We start from the raw sequence: 20,260 nt of genomic DNA on the forward strand, positions 1-20,260 counted from the left end.
GGTTCATATTTTTTAACCCAAATAAAGTAGTTATGCGGCACCAGTATCTATACATTATTTTTTTGTATTTGTGTTTTGCGTGTAATAATGAGCAGGATTATAAGCTCGTTGACGGACAACCCCCACAAATTATTATTGATGAAAATCAAATCAAAACCGACCTTGCTTCTGGATTTGTTATCGAAGGGAAGATTACGGATAATGACGGTTTAAGTCATATTATGTTAGTTTGTAGTGAGTTGGAAATTAATAAAACAATTGATCTCAGGGATTTGTATGAGGATTTATTGTTTGAGTATGACCTTAATTATTCTGTTAAAAACACAGACAAAATTCACAATGCTCAGACCACTCTTTTAGTATCTGCTTTTGATGTTTTTGGTAATTCGAGTGATTATCAATTGTTTATTGATTTCACAGGGGATAATGAAAGTCCGGAATTTACTTTATTACCGGAAGAAAGACTGTATTTAGCATCAAAAGATCATAATATATTCCATTCTTTTGATTTAGAAGTACAAGACAATAAGGAGTTGACGGAAGTTAAGGTGGAAGTTAAATCAATAGGGTATACCATGACTATCACTGATTTCCCCGGGGATTATCGCAAGTTTGGTACTACGGTGGAGTTGGAGATTCCCGGGAGTCCTGCGGAATACACTATTGAACTCTCCGCAAAAGATTATGAAGGGAATGTTGCATTATCTGACTCTGAGTTGATCGTTTCTGATATTCCGGACTATCCAAAGATGTATCTTGTTGAGGGGGCTGATGCTTCTATTTTCGAGGATAATATTTTTGGCGTGCCTATGATGGTAGAGCGTATTGGTGAATTTACCTATGAAACAGGTTATTATGCTGAAAATGGTGATGAAGAGTTGTATTTTGTGCCTCAAAAATCAGGTTTTTTACCAGTGGTTTATGGAATTGACTCGGAAACAAATTTGATCGCTGGCTCAGATGATATTCAGACGGTTCTTCCAATAAAAATAGATCAAAGCGGCTATAGCAAAATTCAGTTCAATATTTTGAATGGTGAATATTCCATTACCCCTTATACCCCAACGGATGCGATTCCGACAGATGGATATTTGAGTGGTATCCCGGATCAGGTACCGGTGGAATTGGGCTTAATTTGCCCTACCAACTGGGCTGGTCATCATGAATGGAATTTGACATCCCCAAAAATGCTTATTCAGGATGAAACAAATCCTTATGTGTACAGAACAGAATTTGATGTTAAAGCAGGAGCAAGTAACGTCCGATTTATTGTGGGACCTAAAGCTCCGGCATCTCATCCAACATGGTGGTTTAAACCTCATTATAAATGGGATGATAAAAATGATCCGGAAGTCACCATACTAAATGGAGGAAATAATCCTGGTAATTGGTCCGCAGAGCAGGGGGGAACCTATATCTTTGAGCTAGATGCTCATTTATTGCGTTCCAAGCTATATTTGAAAAAATAGTTGAGTGTTTTTTTATCGCTTTAATTTTTAAAAATTAATGAAGGCTAAGTATATTTTTTTATTGCTCATAGGGGTGATTTTTTCTTCGACCTCTTATGCGCAGCAAAACAAATCAGTCATGGGGCAAATTTTGTCCCCTTCGGGAGAACCCGTTATTGCGGTGACTGTTATTGAAAAAGGAACTACCAATGGTGCATTTTCTGATATTGAAGGAAATTTCAAATTGGAATTAAGCGCACCTACTGCCACTTTGATATTTACCATGATCGGTTATACCCCTGTGGAACAGCAGGTAAAACAGGGTGAAGTGATTAACGTCATCATGGAGGAAGAGTTGGTGCAGCTGGAAGAATTGGTCGTGGTGGGGTATGGTGTCGTGAAAAAGAGTGACCTGACCAGCTCCATTACCTCGGTGAAAGGGGAGGACTTGAAACAGGTAACAGCGGGTAACCCTGTTGCTGCTTTGCAGGGAAAGGCCAATGGGGTACAGGTAATTAACTCCGGTGGTCCGAGATCTCAACCGACAGTTGTGATTCGTGGTGCGACTACGGTGAATGGATCCAGCCCTTTATATGTGGTGGATGGTGTTCCAATGGGAACTGATATTAGCTTTATCAACCAAAATGATATTGAGAGTATGGAAATCCTGAAAGATGCTTCTGCAGCGGCTATTTATGGTACGCGGGGATCAAACGGGGTTATCCTGATAACAACCAAAAAAGGAAAAGAAGGCAAGACCCAATTTCAGTTTGTATCCTCTACCGGGGTAAATATGTTGCCAAAACCAGACTTGGCAGATGCTCATGAGTATGAAAAAGTCATGAAGGCCCGATTTGCAAATGATGGTACTGGTGCAAACTGGAATGGAAAAGAAGGTTGGTTGCCTGGAGAAGGAACCGACTGGTGGGATGAAGTAGTTAAACCCTATTCCTTTGTACAGAGTCACTCCTTAAGTTTTCAGGGAGGTAAGGATAAAGTAAGATACAGTGGTAGTTTGGGGTATTACGGTGAAGATTCCAATTTTGAAACGGGATATTGGAATCGTATTAATGGTAGATTTAATGTAGGGATGGATTTAACATCCAAGCTGGACCTTTCTGTTGATTTTGTTCCCGTAGTGGAAAATTGGCAAAATACCCCTAATGCCCTAGCCTCTGTAATGAAAATAGACCCCACAACTCCAGTGCGTCCTTCTAGTGGTTTTATTGATGATAATGTATATAATAATTATGCGAGATCGAACAATAATGCGGTTTGGAATCCGGCTGGTATTGTGAAGCGTGGAGAAACGAATTCAACTTCTGTATATCGTTTATTGCTTAACCCGAAACTTACCTATAAACCCATTGACGGTTTGGTTTTAATGTCTCAGTTTAGTGTGAATACGGTATTTAACAGAAGTAGTAATTTTAATCCTGAATTCTTTATTGATAATCTGGAGAGAAATGATATGAGTTCTGTAAATCAGTCCGCTACTGATCGTATTGATTGGAACTGGACGAACACCGCAACATATAACTTCAACGTTAGAGGGAAGCATAGTTTTTCTATTATGGGAGGTTATACTGCGGAAATGTTTTCTACCAGAACTTTGAATGGTTATATTGAAGGTATTCCGAATAATGATAGTAATCTTTGGTTCTTAAGTTCCGGAACTATGAATCCGGATGTTTCAGGTAAGCTTACAAATTATACCTTGATGTCACTATTGGGGCGTTTTATGTATAATTATGATCATAAATACTATTTGACTTTATCAACCAGACGTGATGGTTCTTCTCGTTTTCCTGAAAATAATAAATGGGGACTCTTTCCTTCTGTTTCGGCATCATGGAGAGTGTCAGAGGAAAATTTCATGGATAACCTGGATTGGTTAACAGACCTTAAAGTAAGGGGAGGATGGGGCCGTGTAGGTAACCAGAATATTCCGGCTAATAGTTTTATTGATTTAATGCGTGATGCAGATTACGTATTGGGAGGCGAAAGATGGATTGGAACCACTTTAGCCCAATTAGGAAATAGCAATCTGATCTGGGAAACGGTGGAAGATATGAACTTTGGTGTTGATGTTAGCTTGTTAAATGGCCGGTTGAATTTAGTTGGAGATGTTTTCCAAAAGACCTCCCGGGATATGCTTTTGAAGAGAGAAAACCTTTTAATTCTTGGATATCCGATGTGGAACGGTGAGATGATGATGAATGTAGGGAGTATGCAGGCTAGAGGTTGGGAATTCTCGGTGAACTGGCAAGATAATGTCGGAGAGAAGTTTAGTTATAATGTTGGGCTAAACTTGTCCTCAGTGCAAACCAAAGCACTAAAATTGGTAGGAGATAAGCCAATTCTAGAAAGCGATTTCTACAATGACTTCATCATTCGAAATGAAGAAGGAGGGTTGATCAGCCGTTTTTATGGATATAAAACAGCAGGTATTTTTCAGGATCAATCAGAGGTAAATTCTCACACTGATCAATATGGTAATTTATTACAGCCAGATGCACAACCAGGGGATATCCGATATTTGGATTTGAATGGAGACGGTATTATCGATGAGGATGATAAGGATTATATTGGTAATCCCTTTCCGGATTTAATGGTAGGTTTAAATATTGAGCTGACTTATGGAAATTGGGATTTTAAGACTAATTTTTATGGTACCTTTGGTAATGAAATTTATAATAGTACCATGTCTGATTTGGATGGCGGAACGAATCGTGTGAATGTTCGAAGAGGCGCTTATGACCAGGCTTGGAGTGGTCCTGGAAGCACTAACGCCTACCCAAGATTAACGGAAATTGATCCGAATGGTAATTATAGAAGAGTGTCTGACTTTTTCGTTGAGGATGGCTCTTATTTCAGATGTCGCTTGATCCAAATTGGATATACATTCCCAAGGGAGCTTTTGAATGGAAAAGAATTGCGCTTGTCGGTGTCGGGTCAAAACTTATTTACCCTTACCAACTATTCCGGAATGGATCCGGAACGAGCAATGAGTGGCGCTTCGGTAATCAGCTCAGGGGTGGATCGTTATGGTTATCCTAACCCTAAAACTTTGTTGTTCGGTTTGAATTTGAATTTTTGATCATAATCTGTAATTACATGAAATTTTTGTCAAAAACATTTGCATTGTTATTTTTGATCTTGTTCAATTATGGATGTACTGGTTTTTTAGACCAGCCGACCTATGGGGATCAAACACTGGATAATTATTTTAAAACAGAAGCAGAATGTATCGCTTTTGTAAATGGATGTTACAATGGCCTGTATGGGCAGGCATGGTGGAAAATCGCCAATTTTGCAATCATGTCTGATATGGCTTCTGATGATTGCTGGGCAGGAAATACCAGTCAGCCCAATGATCGTTACATTCGTACGGCTCATTATGGCAACCCTAAGCAGGATCAGGATATTAAAAACTTCTGGCAATACCGATATGAGGCAATTTTTAGAAGTAATGTAGCGATTAACAGACTTCCACTTTCTCCTGTTCAGAACACTGAGCTGATTAACAGACTAATTGCAGAAGCTAAATTTTTGAGAGCCTACAATTACTTTGAGTTAGCTAAGAATTTTGGAGGCGTGCCATTAGTAACGGAGGTCTTGATGCCAGATCAGGCTCACGGAATCACCCGCGCTTCTTTAGAAGAAACCTATGAATTCATTATTCAGGATTTGGAAGAGGCTCTGGAATTGCCGCAAAAAAGTGAATATGCTCCTGATCAAATGGGAAGAGCGACAAAGGGAGCGGTTTTGTCACTTTTGGGTAAGACCTATCTTTGGAAGGGTGATTTTGCTCAGGCAAAGCAATATTTCGAGGAAGTGATCAACTCCAATGAGTATGATTTATTAGCGGATTTCGGTCAAGTGTGGGGAGTAGAAACCCCAAACCATGTGGAGTCCATTTTTGAAATTCAGTTTGATGGCACCACCCAATATACTTTAGGTAACAGGCTTCCGGTATTAACGGGTTCCCGTGATGACTATGGTTGGTCCTGGGGCTTACCTACCAGTAATTTGGAAAAAGCATTCATTGATGCCGGGGATGATGTCCGCTTGAAGTGGACAATAGTGAAGCACGGAGATGATGTGGCTGGAGATCCAAAAGCTACGAATTATATCATAAGTCCTGACCAACACAAATCCGCGCGTATTAACAGGAAATTTTATATTCCACAGGATTTAAGATCGGCTCAGTATAACCGGGAATCCAATCCATTAAATATTCGCTTAATCCGTTTGGCGGATGTATTATTGATGCATGCCGAAGCCTGTTATGAAGTTGGGGATGAAGGAGCTGCAAAAACCTCATTGAATAAGGTTCGGGAAAGAGTCGAATTGGAGGATGTAACGGCTTCAGGCAAAGATTTACGAAATGCCATTCGTTTAGAAAGACGATTGGAGTTGGCTTTAGAAAACCATCGTTTATTTGATTTAAGAAGATGGGATGATGATAATGGCAAGAAAGCTCTTTGCAATGTAATGGGGCCTGATGGTGCTTTTGTCAAGTATAATTTATTGGAATCAGATGATGAGTTTGAAACCAGTAATCAAAAGGAGAATAGTAACAAAGGATATAATTTCCAGGAAGAAAGAGATTTATTATTTCCTATTCCGCATACGGACGTGATACAGTCCGAGGGAGCAATTGCTCAAAATCCGAATTTTTAAATTGGGGGATTTATTCGGAGGAGTCAACTCTTGAATGCTAATCTATTAGAGTTGACTCCATTTTTCTCCGTGGTTGATTGATAACGAAATTCAATGACCAAAAAAACTTCATTTTTTATCTCTTATCAGGATTTCATAGATGAATTATTCAAATAATTTTAATATAAAATATTTAGCCCTTTTTGCGGCGGTATTAGTTTCCTTATGTAATTGTACTCAAGAGGAACCACCTTTAAATTATGAGCCACCTTTTACTTTTGTCCCCAAGGACTCTAGTGAATTCAATGGTGCCAGGGCACAGACTACCATCAAAATTCACGCGGAGGATGCTGTGCCTATCTCCCCTTATTTGTTAGGAGTGAACAATGACTGGTCTGTGATCAGTTCGGAATCTTTTTCAAAATTCACGGATGTTCTGGGACAAATAGGTTCTCAAAACTTACGTTTCCCGGGTGGCTGGGAATCGGAGTTCTATGATTGGAAATTAAATGATACACCGGATTGGAATAGCCGTCCGGATGTTCAGGGCGCTTCTATTGAGCAGGTTTTGGCAGCCAATCCGAAAAGTTTGAGCATAGTAGTGCCTACGGTTAAGGCTATGGACGCAACACTTCAATCTGATGCCTGGGATGAAGCTCTTGATTACTGCAAAAGTGTGGCTAAAGAGGCGATCACCAAATGTTCTCCTGAAAAAATTATGACTTTGGAAATCGGCAACGAGTGGTGGCTGCAGTACGCAGGAGGTAAAACCCGTGCCAAGAAATTGGAGAACTACGCTCATATTGCCAGAGAGATTGCGATTTATATTGACCAAGAATTCCCTAATGCTCCTTTCAAGGTGTTGGTCAACGGTGATTTTGTCCATCCGGAAGAATTTACCAAAATCAAAGAGGTTTTTGGAGCTGATCTGGATTTGATTGATGGTTGTGCATTACATCCCTATGCCGGCTACAATCCTCCTGCAAACTCCCCTAACCACCAGATTAATATGTTGGTAGAATTGATTCACGGTTGTCGGGATAATTTGGGTAAGCCTTATGTTCACCTGTCAGAATGGGCCCCTTCCAAAGACTATAATGATCATAAAATGTATGCTGAAGGCGCCAATGTCATGATGGAACAAGTATACGAGTTTGGCCGTACCGGCGCAGATGCAGGCGCTTTTTGGCCTCCTTTAAATACCAGTATTGTTGGTTTGGGGTTATTTAGTGCTAATTTTGCTACCCTATATCCCACTGCTCAGATGTTCAGTGAGCTTGCGCATAATTTTAAGGGCGAGTCACTGAAAGTTACAGATGGCCCAATAAACGAATACGGTGAGGTCATGAGAGCAATTGCTTCACGAGAGGATAAAAAAGTGGTGGTTTATGTGGTGGGAAATAATCATCGCTGGAGTAGAGTAGATTTGCAATTAGAAGGAATGAGTATTAATGAGATTAAAGCTCATCAATTATTTGTTCCGGGTTCCGTGGATACTGCTTTACCGTTGCCGATGGAAACGGTAAAACAAGCCGATTATGCGATTACTGATAATACGCTGACTTTTTATATTAATGAAAACAGACCGTATTGTATATATAAATTTGAGATAGAGATAGATTAAGTTTTTTAATTTTTGATGAGATGAAGCGTTGTTTTTTAGCACTATTTTTATCTGTCGGTTTATTCTCCTGCAATAAAGGAAAGGAAAGTAAACAAGAGCAGAAGAAACCGAATGTTCTTTTTATTGTAGCGGATGATTTGGGCTACAGTGATTTAGGTTGCACCGGCAGTGATTTTTATGAAACCCCGAATTTGGATGGTTTAGCAGATAAAGGGGTGCGTTTTTCTGATGGATACGCCGGTTGCCAGGTCTGTAGCCCTTCACGTGTAAGTTTGCAGACTGGTCAGTTTCCGGCACGTCACGGAGTCACTACCTGGATAGGGGATGCTTCCGGCGAAGACTGGAGAGGCTATGGGCAGTTTAGTCAATTATTGCCACCAGAATATGAGCACGGATTTTCCCAGTCTAATTTGACATGGGCGAAAGCGATGAAGAAAAATGGCTACAAAACCTTCTTTGCCGGTAAATGGCATGGTGGCGATGTAGGTTCACTTCCTGAGGATCACGGTTATGACATTAATATTGGTGGCTGGGAAGTAGGTAGCCCGAAAGGGGGCTATTTTGATCCATTCATCAACCCTAAGATGGAAAACAGAAAACCGGGAGAGAATCTTTCGATGCGTTTGGCCGATGAAACGGTCAATTTCATGCGAAACCATCAGGGAAAAGAGGAGCCATTTTTCGCCTTCCTTTCTTTTTATGCAGTACACGGCCCGATTCAGACGTCTCAGGAGAAATGGGCTAAATACAGAGAGAAGGTGGTAAAAGCCGGTTATGAAGAAGAAGGATTTGTGGAAGATCCGCTACTTCCAAGACGAAAAAATCAGGACCACCCAGTATATGCAGGCTTGGTGGAAACCATGGATGATGCCGTTGGAGTGGTATTGAATGGCCTGAAAGAGTTGGGTTTGGAGGAGAATACTATTGTGATTTTCACCTCGGATAACGGAGGCGTCTCTTCCGGAGATGGTTACTCTACCTCGAATGCACCATTAAAAGGTGGAAAAGGGCAAGCTTACGAAGGTGGTGTTCGCGTTCCTTACATTATTTCAGTGCCTTGGCTGGACAATAAAGGGAGCTGGAACAACACACCAGCCAGTGGTGTGGATTTCTTCCCAACCGTTTTGGACCTTGTGGGTGCTCCATTGGAGCCACAAGCTCACGTGGATGGGGTAAGTTTGAAACCGGCTTTGATGAATAAAGAAATCAAAGAGCGTCCATTGTACTGGCACTACCCGCACTACGGAAATCAGGGTGGAGATCCGGCTTCTATGGTGCGTCAGGGAAAATGGAAATTGATGTATTTCTGGGAAGATGGCCATTTGGAATTATATGATGTGACCAAAGATGTAGGAGAGCAGCATGACCTTGCAGGGCAGGAAGTACAGGTAGCCAATCAGTTAAAAACACAGCTATTTGATTGGTTAGCTTCGGTGAATGCGAAGTTCCCGGAAAAAGATCCGCAATATGATGATGCCAAGCGTCAGGCTTATATAAAGAGAAGAATGAGAAATACAAAGGCCAATCTGGAGAAACAACGCAACGCGATGTATCAGGAGGGCTGGCAGCCCAATAAAGATTGGTGGGGGAGTATGATTATTAATGACTAGAATGCATTAATATTAGTTGGATGGCTATCAGGGTGAAATACTTTGATAGCCATTTTTTTACAGCTTATATTCTAAAAAATCAAGGCATTGACCTATAGAGGCATATTTGGAATTTATTGACCGTAATATCCTCCAGCTTTTTCTGTTTTTCTTCTATTTGAATTTATCACTAATTGTTGGAGTTTTAGCTTATAAATTGATAGGGGAAAGGCTTTTCCACTATTCGTTTATGTGTTGATTAAGAGATGATTAAAGTGTTATTCTTATTTTTTTGTTATGTATAAAGTGAAAACAAGTGTGGGGCTGGCCACCATTTTTACCTTGATTTGCATTCTTTTGGGTGGAGTGCAGACGATGGCCCAGGACGTGATGTCCCTGCATGGGGATTGGAAGGTAAAGCTTGAGAAAGCAAAGACCATTACTGATCCCAATGCCCTGGCAACAGATTTTGACAAAGAGGTCCAATTGCCCGGAACAACAGATATTTTTGGCTTAGGAATAGCCTTGGATACCGACACGATCCAAAAGCCATTTGAGCACCTGTTCCGTAAGCATAGTTTTATCGGCAAGGCCTGGTATTACAGAGAGGTTACGATTCCACAGGATTGGAAAGGTAAAGCATTGGCACTGGAATTTGAGATGATCAAATGGACCTCTCAACTGTTTATTGATGGGCAGGAAGTAGCCATGCAAAACAGTTTGGTCGCACCACACCGTTTTGATGTGACTGATTACCTGACACCGGGAACACATAAGATTGCCGTAGCGGTAGATAACGAAAAGCATTTTGATGTTGGACTTTCGCACGCTTACACGGAAGAGACGCAAACCATTTGGAATGGTATTTTGGGACAGATGAACATCACGGCTCATGATCAGGTGAAGCTTTCGCATGTAGCCACTTATCCAAATGTGGAAAATAATAGCGTGAAAGTTGTTCTGACCGTTAACAATGCGGGAAAGAAAGTGGCTAAAGGCCAGATTACATTGGCAGCAAAGGTGAAAGATCATACGGTAAATGAGTTGACTACTGAGCAGGTATTTGAATCAGGAGAATCCAAAATTGCGTTGGAATATCCTTTAGGCGATGCACAATACCTTTGGAGTGAGTTTACGCCGGATGTATACCAACTACAGGCCAATATTCAGGGTGGAAAAGGAAAGAAAGCATTTGAAAGCATGCTTGAGACCACTTTCGGTATGCGTGAAATCGTTTCAGACGGACACGCCTTGCGCGTCAATGGTAATAAGGTCTTCCTTCGTGGTACATTGGATTGCTCCATTTATCCAAAAACCGGTCACCCGCCAACCGATTTGGCCTCATGGATGAAGATCATGAAAGCCACCAAAAGCTATGGCTTGAACCATATCCGTTACCACTCCTGGTGTCCTCCGGCTGCGGCATTTGAAGCAGCGGATCAGATGGGTATTTATTTGCAGGTAGAGCTGCCATCATGGAGCTTTAATTTTGGAGAAGATGCTGCTACAAACACCTTCTTCAATGAGGAAGCCGCCCGAATGATTAAGGAGTATGGTAACCACCCTTCTTTTTGCATGTTCACTTTGGGAAATGAGCTGGAAGGAGATTATGACTATATGAATGAGATGGTGATGGGTTTGCGCAAAACCGATGATCGTCGCCTTTACTCTGTGTCGGCCTTTACTTTCCAAAAAGGTCATGGAAAATGGGCTGAGCCGGCAGACCAGTACTATATCACACAGATCACAAAAAATGGCTGGGTACGTGGTCAGGGATTCTTCAATGATTTTGCACCTAATAGTAAAGATGATTACAGAGCCTCTATCGATGGCTTGCCGGTGCCATTAATCGCACATGAAATTGGTCAATATTCTGTTTATCCGCGTATGGCGGAAATCAGTAAGTACGATGGCGTGTTGGTGCCTTACTCTTTGATCACCATCCGTGAAGATTTACGTAAAAAAGGTCTATTGCACCAGGCGGCTGATTTCACTTTGGCTTCCGGAAAACTGGCAGAATTGCTTTATAAAGAAGAAATAGAGCGCTCGTTCAGAACACCCAATCAGGCCGGTTTTCAGCTTTTGCAGTTGACCGACTTCCCGGGCCAAAGTACTGCACACGTGGGGTTGTTGGATGCCTTCTGGGAGTCCAAAGGCATCATTACGGAGGAATCTTTCAAAGCTTTTTGTTCGCAAACAGTGCTTTTGTTACGCACGGATCACTTTATTTATGAGAATGATCAGCAGTTTAAAGGCGTATTGGAATTTGCGAATTATTCAACGCATAACTTCAAAAACACCACCGCCCGCTGGGAGCTGAAAGACGAAGCAGGTCAGATTTTTGCCAAAGGCGATTTCAAAAATGATCAGGTAGCTGCAGGAGATTACCATATTTTTGGAGATATCCATGTAGATTTCTCCACCGTTTCGAAAGCGACTAATTTTAAATTGTCCGCCTTTATCAATGGTACCGAAATTACCAACCAGTGGAACTTGTGGGTTTACCCAACAGAAAAAGTGCAAACGGTAAAAGAGGTGTTGGTGTCTAATGATCTGGATGAAGTAATCGCTGCTTTGAAAAAAGGAAGAAAAGTGATTTACAATCCATCCAGCAGAAATATGAAAAAGAAGGTGAATGGAAAATTCGTTCCGGTATTCTGGAGCCCCGTACACTTCCCGAAACAAGCCGGAACGATGGGTATTCTTTGTGAGCCTGAGCACAGCGCCTTGGCCGACTTCCCGACAGATTTCCACTCCAATTGGCAGTGGTGGGATTTGACCCGAGAGATGTCCGCCATAGATATTTCCGATTTGAATGCTGATTTTCAACCAATCGTTCAGGTGATTGACAACTTTGCCCGTAATGCTAAATTGGCTGGGGTTATGGAAGCGAAAGTGGGTAAAGGAAGCCTGATTATTTCAGCTTTTGACATTACCAATGACCTGGACAGCCGTCCGGTAGCGCGTCAGATGCAGCGTTCGTTAGTGGCTTATGCCCAGCAGGCAGATTTTGCACCCCAGGTGGAAATGAGTGAGCAGGACCTTACGGACTTGTTTTTGAGCAAGCACCCATGGCAAAGCGCGAAGGTGTTGGAAAGTACGCCGGGACACCGTGGTTATGAGAGTAAAAATGTATTGGATGGTGATTTATCCACCCTATGGCATACCGAATGGGGTGGTCAGGAGCAGGATATGCCCCATGAAATTATCATTGATGCTTCGGAGGTCTTAGCGCTGAAAGGAATTCGACTGGTGCAAAGAAATGGCATCAAAGCCAATGGCCGCGTGAAAGATTACGAAGTGTATATCAGCAAAGACGGAACTACTTTTGACAAACCACAGGTAGTAGGGCAGTGCAAGGAAGATCAGCCTTTCGAAGATATTCTCTTCTCTCAGGAGTATATGGATGAAAGTACTTTTGATTGCCGCTATATTAAGTTGCGTGTCTTGTCTTCACACAATGGCAAGCCATACACGGCTATCGCTCAAATTGAAATTATTGAGTAGTATGCAGTGGCAGGAAATATTAAAAAATAAGCATGCTTTGGTGTGCTTATTTTTTCTTTTTGCAGGGCTAAGTATTGCACAAGCCGGAGGCAAAAAGGAGCGGATTGAGGTTAATCTCAAAGTTGAGCAAGAGCAGCAGACCATCCACAGTTGGGGCGCTTCGGACGCCTGGCGCTGTCAGTTTGTGGGAAAAAACTGGCCACTGGAGAAGCGGCATCAAATCGCCGAATGGCTTTTTAGTAAGGAGGTAGATTCGAAGGGAAATCCGAAAGGAATTGGTCTGAGCACCTGGCGCTTCTATTTGGGCGCGGGAAGTACAGAGCAGGGAGAAGAGAGTGGCATTAAAAACCCATGGCGTAGGGGAGCGTGTTTTTTACAGGCCGACGGTAGTTATGACTGGACCAAACAGGCCGGACAACGTTGGTTTTTGGAACAAGCCAAAGATTATGGCGTGGAGAATTTTGTGGCTTTCATGATTTCTCCTCCGGTGCAGTACACCCTGAATGGGAAAGCATTTTCGGACAAACACCGAAATCAGCTCAACATTCGTTCAGGACATCTGTCGGACTTTGCACATTATATGGCAGAGGTAGTGGAGCATTTTAATAGGGAAATGCAAATTCCGATCAATTATCTTAGCCCTATGAATGAACCACAGTGGGGTTGGGATAGCGGCTCGCAGGAAGGTTCTCCTGCATCCAATGAAGAGTTATATTTACTGACCCGTTATTTGTCGAAAGAACTGTCGGATCGTTCCCTGAATTGTGAGGTGGTATTGGGAGAGTCAGGTATGTTGGAGCACCTTTCAGACTATCAGAAAGAAACGGCTGAAAATCGAATCAAAAATATTGCTGATCGTGCAGACCAATTGGCCTTTTTCTTTAACCCGCACAGCCCGACTTATATCGGTGACTTGCCTAAGGTGGCCCCCATTATTTCCGGTCATAGTTATTTCTCCTCTTGGCCTATCAAAACACAGGTGGAAACACGCCAACGTTTACAAAACACTTTTCAGCAGGAAAATAAAGATGTGGCCTTTTGGCAGAGTGAATACTGTGTATTGGAAAAAAATGATGAAATCGGACAGGGAGGCACCCGTGATTTGGGGATGGGAACGGCACTGTTTGTCTCGCGATTGATTCACCACGATGTGGTACTGGCCAACGCTACCTCCTGGCAATGGTGGACCGCCCTTTCACAATGTGATTATAAGGACGGTTTGATCTATCTGGATACCGAAGGCACTTTTGATAATGAAAAAGCCCAATATGATGGCATACCAATGGACTCGAAATTGTTGTGGGCTTTTGGTAATTTTAGCCGCTTTGTAAAACCGGGAATGAAACGCATTGAGGTGGAATATGCTCCGGAAAAAACGATGGAAGAAAAAGCGAAGGAGCTGATGATTTCCGCCTACAAATCTTCTGATCAGGTGGTTTTGGTTGCTATTAATACTACGGAGGAATCACAGTCGATTTCCTTGCAGGGCATAGGAAACCTGAAAGATTATACGATGGAGGTATATGAAACTTCCGAAAAACATAATTTGAAACGCCTTAAAAAAACAGCCAATACACAACTAAGTCCTCGTTCAGTGACCACATTAGTTTTGACAAAAAAATAAATGGAAGACTGAGAAGGGAAAAAGATTATCCATTCTGCATTTTTTGATCAAAAGGAATCCCGATGATGTACGTCTTTCCATCCTATTGAAGGTTCGGAGTTCTGCTCAAATAGGATTCCTTTTTTTGATTTTTACCCTTAAAATACTACCAACCATGTTGAATTATATTTTAGCAACGCTGTTTTTATCCATTTCGCCATGGAAGTCAGAACCAACTCCGCCTCCCAATATCGTTTGGGTAGTGATGGAAGATATGTCTCCGCAATTTTTCACTCCATATGGTAATGCGGTAACCAAGACGCCGGTGATTGATTCCCTGATAAATCAGGGCACCCGATTCGACGCCGCTTTTTCCACCGGGGCGGTATGCTCTCCTAGTCGTTATGCGATTATTACAGGCACGAGAACCAACGCCTATGGTACCGGACACCACCGGTCGGCTTACCCTGTGCCCAAGGACCTTAAGCCCTTTCCGTATTATTTGAAACAGGCGGGTTATCATACCTCCAATAATTCTAAAAGAGATTATAATAATGCGGATGCCTGGCGGATGACCAAGGAGGCCTGGGTAGAAAGCAGCGGAACGGCCGGATGGTGGAACCGCAAGGAGAATCAACCCTTTTTCTCCGTTTTCAATTTCAACAACTGCCATCAGTCCAGAACCTTTACCAACCCCTACGATGACTATAAAGAGCGTATTCTTGATCATTTAGCACCTGATGAAATTCTGGCGGATGCTGACATCATATTGCCGGACTTTTATAAAGACACCCCCGAGTTGCGAAAAGAGTTGGCAAGAACATATAACGCCCTGAAGAAAACAGATAATGAGATTGATACTTTAATCAGTAGACTACATCAGGAAGAACTCATTTCTTCTACTATTATTTTTGTCTATGCCGATCACGGGGGCGGGGGATTACGTTCCAAATCGCATGGTTTGGCACTAGGCCATCAGGTACCGATGGCAGTGATTGTCCCAAAAGCCTATAAACATCTCAACCCTTTCAAAAACAAAAAATCGACTAATCAGCCGGTAACATTTGAAGATTTCGGACCGACTATTTTAGCCTTGGCAGGGGTTGAGATTCCGGAACATATGACGGGTAAGCCGTTTTTGGGGAAACCTGCCGAAGCTCAGCAATATGCCTTTTCATCTGTGGATCGCTCCGGAGAGTCTATCAACCTGACGCGTTCGGTCTCTGACGGACGCTATCATTATACCAGAAATTTTTATCCCAACAGACCGGAGTACAGTTGGCAAAAATATTTTGATTATAGTATGAGTCGTCAATTGATCCGTGCTTATGAAAAAGAGGGCAGTTTGAATGAAGTACAAAGCAATCCTTTTGGCATCAGACCTCAAGAGATGCTTTATGATTTGAAAACCGATACCTGGCAAACCAACAACCTGGCACAGAATCCAGCCTATGCCAAAACATTGGCTAAATTAAGTGAGGCGTTGGATGAAAAACTGCTGGCCATGAAGGATGTACACTTCCTTCCGGAATATATGTTGGACTCCATTTCCAAAAAGACCACTCCTTTTGACTACAAAAATTCGGAGGCTTACAATTTTGAACCGATTTATAAAATGGCCAAGCTGGTGGGCGCAGGAGAAGAAGTCTTAGCCACGCAACTAGAAGGATTGAAAAGCAGTGACCCGCTCGTTCGCTATTGGGCGATTTTGGGTTTGTCCTCGCAAAATGAAAAACTCCTTACGGCCAATCAACAAGCATTACAAAAAGTACTTGTCGATGATTTTGCTCCAGTGAGTATCATCGCCGCTTCAGTGCTTTATAAAGCAAATGGTGCTGTTGAAGCGGAAAAGGTTTTAAAACAATTTATGCGCCACGAGAATCCACATTTAGTGCATCAAACCATTCAGGAGATCATCTATATGCCCAAAGAAAAGGCATTGGCGTTTGCTGAAGAGGTGAAGGACCTAAGCGGTAAAAAGGTGGATGGTTTGGTATCCGAAAGTTTAGATATCTATAAACATATCTGTTTTAATGAGCCTTTGTATTACCAGCATCATTGGTAAAATATGTACTTCTTTTAAGGACCATAAAAAAACTTCCCGGATGCTTGTCCGGGAAGTTTTTTTCTTTTTACAGGAATGGTTTTTCATAAAAATCACCTTCCTTTTATCCTTTAGGGTTCTTCCGATATTCTTTTGGGGATAAGCCCATAACATTTTTATACACCCTTGAAAAATAGAATGGATCGTCAAATCCCACTTTGTTGGATATTTCTTTTATTCTCAGAGAGGTATGATCTAACAATTGGCAAGCTTCCTGAATCCTTAAATGCGTCAAATAATCTATGGGAGTTTTCCCTGTTTTACGCTTAAACTCTGAAGAATAATAGGAAGGGGAGAGCCGGGCATTTTCAGCTAGTTCGTCCAGCGAAATTTTGTGCTTCATATTATTCTTCATGTAAATAATACTCTGCCCAATCATATCTCCAGCTTTGGAAGTTCTGATATGTCGGAATTGTTCCAGGTACTTAAAGGTAGCTAAAAAGTATCCAAACAAAATATTGCAATAGCCAATCGTGTTTTCACTAAAACCCATTTCTAGGTTAGCAATAATCTCATCAAATATTTCCAATCGATCTTTGATACGATCTACCTCGCTGGTGGAAATAGAACGTGCCTTATCCAGTGCTGCGGTATAGTAGGCAGCATTTTTCCCTGAAAAATGTACCCAATATAAGCTCCAGGGGTTGTGCTCATCCGCTCCATATTGATGCGGAGTGTTCGGGGGAATTACAAAGTATTGATTTTCTATTATTTGGGTTCTTTGGTGATTGATTTCAACCCACCCCGTTCCTTTAATGCAATACATCAGGATGTATTGTGGGCAGCCATCTTTTCTGGATCTAAAATGATCTTGAGCTGTTGGAAAGTAACCTATATCAGTGATATACAAACTTCCCTTAAAAGTGTCATTCTCTAGGTTTGATAATACATACTCAGGAATTATGATGGTTCTTTGGTCTTTGAATCCGTCAGATTTTTTCATTTATGTGAAATTTATTGGGGGTTATGGCGTCAATTTATAAATAATTAGCTAAAAGATGGTTTTTTATGTTAAAATACTATTTAAGTTTTTTTACCCCTTATCAGAGGTTGAATAGTGATATTATCTAGTTTTTGGTTTGTATCCTCCATTTCTATTCTTTCTAGGAAGCCGTTACTTTGTAATGGTTCAAATAAACAGTGTTACTTTTATTCCATCGTTTGTTTAATCAGCTAAAGAAAATTTTAGATCGTATGGGAAAATCATTTTTTAATACTAAGTACCTTTTATCTATTTCAATGGTCTCGGCTTTGGGGGGCTTACTGTTTGGATATGACTGGGTGGTGATTGGTGGGGCGAAACCTTTCTATGAACGATTTTTTGAGATCGCCAATTCTCCTTTTTTACAAGGTTGGACGATGAGTTGTGCTTTGATCGGTTGCCTTTTGGGCGCCATGATATCCGGCGCTTTAAGTGATAAATATGGTCGTAAGAAATTACTGATCTTCTCGGCTTTTCTTTTTACGCTATCAGCCGTAGGAACCGGAGCTACTGATCACTATAACTTATTTATTTTCTATCGCATATTAGGAGGTATTGGAATTGGTTTGGCTTCAAATCTTTCTCCTATGTATATTGCGGAGATTTCTCCGGGAAGTTTGAGAGGTCGATTTGTATCTTTAAATCAACTGACGATCGTGATCGGTATTTTGGCCGCGCAGATCGCCAATTGGCAAATTGCAGAGCCTGTAGCGGCAGGTGCCACAGACTTAGAAATTGTTAATTCATGGAATGGCCAGATGGGCTGGCGATGGATGTTTTGGGCAGAAACGATTCCGGCATTGTTATTTTTCTTATTAATGTATTTTGTACCGGAAAGCCCGAGATGGTTGGCGCAAAAGGGAGATAGCAGCAAAGTCAGAGCTATTCTGGAGAAAATTGGCGGCAAAAGCTATGCGGATAGTGAGTTTGAGAATATTCAACAGGCGCTAAAATCCTCTGCCACTTCGGGAAGTAATATTTCATTGCTTCATCCGAAAATGAGAAACGTACTGATTATTGGTATTGTACTGGCTGCCTTCCAACAGTGGTGCGGCATCAATGTGATATTCAATTATGCAGATGAGATCTTTAAAGCGGCCGGCTATGGAGTATCCGATACGTTGATGAATATCGTGATTACCGGTAGCGTGAACCTGGTATTTACCTTTGCGGCCATCTTCACGGTGGATAAATTAGGAAGAAGAGTATTGATGAAAATAGGTGCAGTGTCCTTGATGGCGATATATCTTTTGATTGGTGCAGCCTATTATATGGAAGTTTCCGGTGTGTTGCTACTGGTATTGGTGGTGTTAGCCATTGCCTGCTACGCCATGACGCTGGCGCCGCTCACCTGGGTAATCCTATCGGAAATTTTCCCGAATAAAGTTCGTGGAGCAGCCATGTCAGTAGCGACAGCCTCTTTGTGGATCTCCAGCTTTTTACTGACCTATACCTTCCCGATTCTTAACTCCTCCTTTGGAGCATCCGGTACTTTCTGGTTGTATGGAATCATTTGTGGGCTTGGTTTTGTCTTCATCCAGGCAAAGCTTCCTGAGACTAAAGGAAAGTCACTGGAGGAGATCGAAGAGGAACTTACGGGCGCCGAAAAGCCTGTCTTGACAAAAGTATAAAACACAATTTTAGAACATAAATAGGGGGGATTTCACCTCCCCCTACACCAAATATTTTTTGCTTATGAAATCACCAGTTAAAGCCTGGCATGAAGCGGTAACCATTCCGACTTATGGAATTGGTAAGCCCGAGAAAAATCCGATTTTTTTAGAGAAACGCGTTTATCAGGGTAGTAGTGGAGTTGTTTATCCTCACCCCGTAATCGAGAAGATTATGGACGAGAAGGAGGATAAGGTGTGGAATGCCGTTTATCTAGAGAATGACTTCATTAAAATCATGATCTTGCCCGAGTTGGGTGGTCGTGTGCAAATGGCTTACGATAAGACCAAAGAGCGTCATTTTGTTTATTACAATCAGGTGATTAAGCCTGCGTTGGTAGGATTGACCGGTCCGTGGATTTCGGGTGGTATTGAATTTAACTGGCCGCAGCACCACCGTCCGTCTACTTACGATCCGGTAGATTCCAAGATTGAATACAATGAGGATGGCAGTGTAACTGTTTGGTGTAGCGAGGTAGAGCGTATGTTCCGTACCAAAGGTATGGCTGGATTTACGCTTCACCCAGACAAAGCCTATTTAGAGATTAAGGTTAAATTATTTAACCGTACCAACCACCCGCAAACCTTCCTTTGGTGGGCCAACCCTGCAGTGAAGGTGAACGATGATTACCAATCGGTTTTCCCACCAGATGTAAATGCAGTATTTGACCACGGTAAGCGCGATGTATCCAGTTTCCCGATTGCTACAGGAGAATACTATAAGGTAGATTACTCTGCCGGAGTAGATATTTCTAAATATAAGAATGTTCCGGTACCAACAAGTTATATGGCCATTAAGTCTGAGCATGACTTTGTTGGTGGTTTTGAAAATGATTCTCAGGGTGGATTGCTTCACGTAGCGGATCACCACCAATCGCCGGGTAAAAAACAGTGGACTTGGGGACATGGTGATTTTGGCCAGGCCTGGGATAGAAACCTGACCGATGAGGATGGTCCGTACATCGAATTGATGTGTGGGGTTTATACCGATAACCAACCGGATTTCACTTGGCTACAGCCATTTGAAGAGAAGAGCTTCAAACAATACTTCATGCCTTACCGTGACTT

At 41.9% G+C, this 20,260-nt stretch carries 11 protein-coding genes; 10 read left to right on the top strand and 1 reads right to left on the bottom strand.

From position 1 onward, the window contains the following. Nucleotides 1-32 precede the first annotated feature (32 nt). From AAA970_RS27230 to AAA970_RS27265, 8 genes are all read left to right on the top strand, one after another. A complete protein-coding gene (locus AAA970_RS27230) occupies nucleotides 33-1,469 on the top strand; it encodes a hypothetical protein (protein ID WP_338240113.1) in 1,437 nt (478 codons plus the stop codon). Between the two features lie 37 nt (nucleotides 1,470-1,506). Further along, entirely contained in the window at nucleotides 1,507-4,548 is a 3,042-nt protein-coding gene (locus AAA970_RS27235; protein WP_338240114.1) for a SusC/RagA family TonB-linked outer membrane protein, read from the top strand. A gap of 17 nt (nucleotides 4,549-4,565) precedes the next feature. Then, nucleotides 4,566-6,134: a RagB/SusD family nutrient uptake outer membrane protein gene (locus AAA970_RS27240; RefSeq protein WP_338240115.1), complete on the top strand. Its 1,569-nt coding sequence runs from the start codon at nucleotides 4,566-4,568 to the stop codon at nucleotides 6,132-6,134. A gap of 139 nt (nucleotides 6,135-6,273) precedes the next feature. After that, the gene (locus AAA970_RS27245; RefSeq protein ID WP_338240116.1) at nucleotides 6,274-7,737 is read left to right on the top strand and encodes a hypothetical protein; all 1,464 of its coding nucleotides are present in this window, start codon (nucleotides 6,274-6,276) and stop codon (nucleotides 7,735-7,737) included. Nucleotides 7,738-7,757: 20 nt separating this feature from the next. Then, a complete protein-coding gene (locus AAA970_RS27250) occupies nucleotides 7,758-9,347 on the top strand; it encodes a sulfatase (RefSeq protein ID WP_338240117.1) in 1,590 nt (529 codons plus the stop codon). Nucleotides 9,348-9,623: 276 nt separating this feature from the next. Continuing rightward, nucleotides 9,624-12,833, top strand: a complete 3,210-nt coding sequence (locus AAA970_RS27255) for a discoidin domain-containing protein (protein WP_338240118.1) — start codon at nucleotides 9,624-9,626, stop codon at nucleotides 12,831-12,833. Between the two features lies 1 nt (nucleotide 12,834). After that, on the top strand, nucleotides 12,835-14,457 hold the full coding sequence (locus tag AAA970_RS27260) for a glycoside hydrolase (protein ID WP_338240122.1): 1,623 nt from the start codon (nucleotides 12,835-12,837) through the stop codon (nucleotides 14,455-14,457). A gap of 154 nt (nucleotides 14,458-14,611) precedes the next feature. Continuing rightward, nucleotides 14,612-16,501: a sulfatase-like hydrolase/transferase gene (locus AAA970_RS27265; protein ID WP_338240119.1), complete on the top strand. Its 1,890-nt coding sequence runs from the start codon at nucleotides 14,612-14,614 to the stop codon at nucleotides 16,499-16,501. Nucleotides 16,502-16,604: 103 nt separating this feature from the next. Here AAA970_RS27265 and AAA970_RS27270 read toward each other — a convergent pair whose 3' ends face one another. Next, a complete protein-coding gene (locus AAA970_RS27270) occupies nucleotides 16,605-17,483 on the bottom strand; it encodes an AraC family transcriptional regulator (protein ID WP_338240120.1) in 879 nt (292 codons plus the stop codon). 251 nt (nucleotides 17,484-17,734) lie between these two features. Here AAA970_RS27270 and AAA970_RS27275 point away from each other — a divergent pair, with 251 nt between their 5' ends. Both AAA970_RS27275 and AAA970_RS27280 read left to right on the top strand, forming a co-directional pair. Then, nucleotides 17,735-19,153, top strand: a complete 1,419-nt coding sequence (locus tag AAA970_RS27275; RefSeq protein ID WP_338239503.1) for a sugar porter family MFS transporter — start codon at nucleotides 17,735-17,737, stop codon at nucleotides 19,151-19,153. 64 nt (nucleotides 19,154-19,217) lie between these two features. After that, nucleotides 19,218-20,260: DUF5107 domain-containing protein (locus AAA970_RS27280; protein ID WP_338240121.1), on the top strand; the 1,043-nt coding region annotated here is incomplete at its 3' end.

This window comes from Persicobacter diffluens, assembly GCF_036244895.1.
GTDB classification, from domain to species: domain Bacteria; phylum Bacteroidota; class Bacteroidia; order Cytophagales; family Cyclobacteriaceae; genus Persicobacter; species Persicobacter diffluens.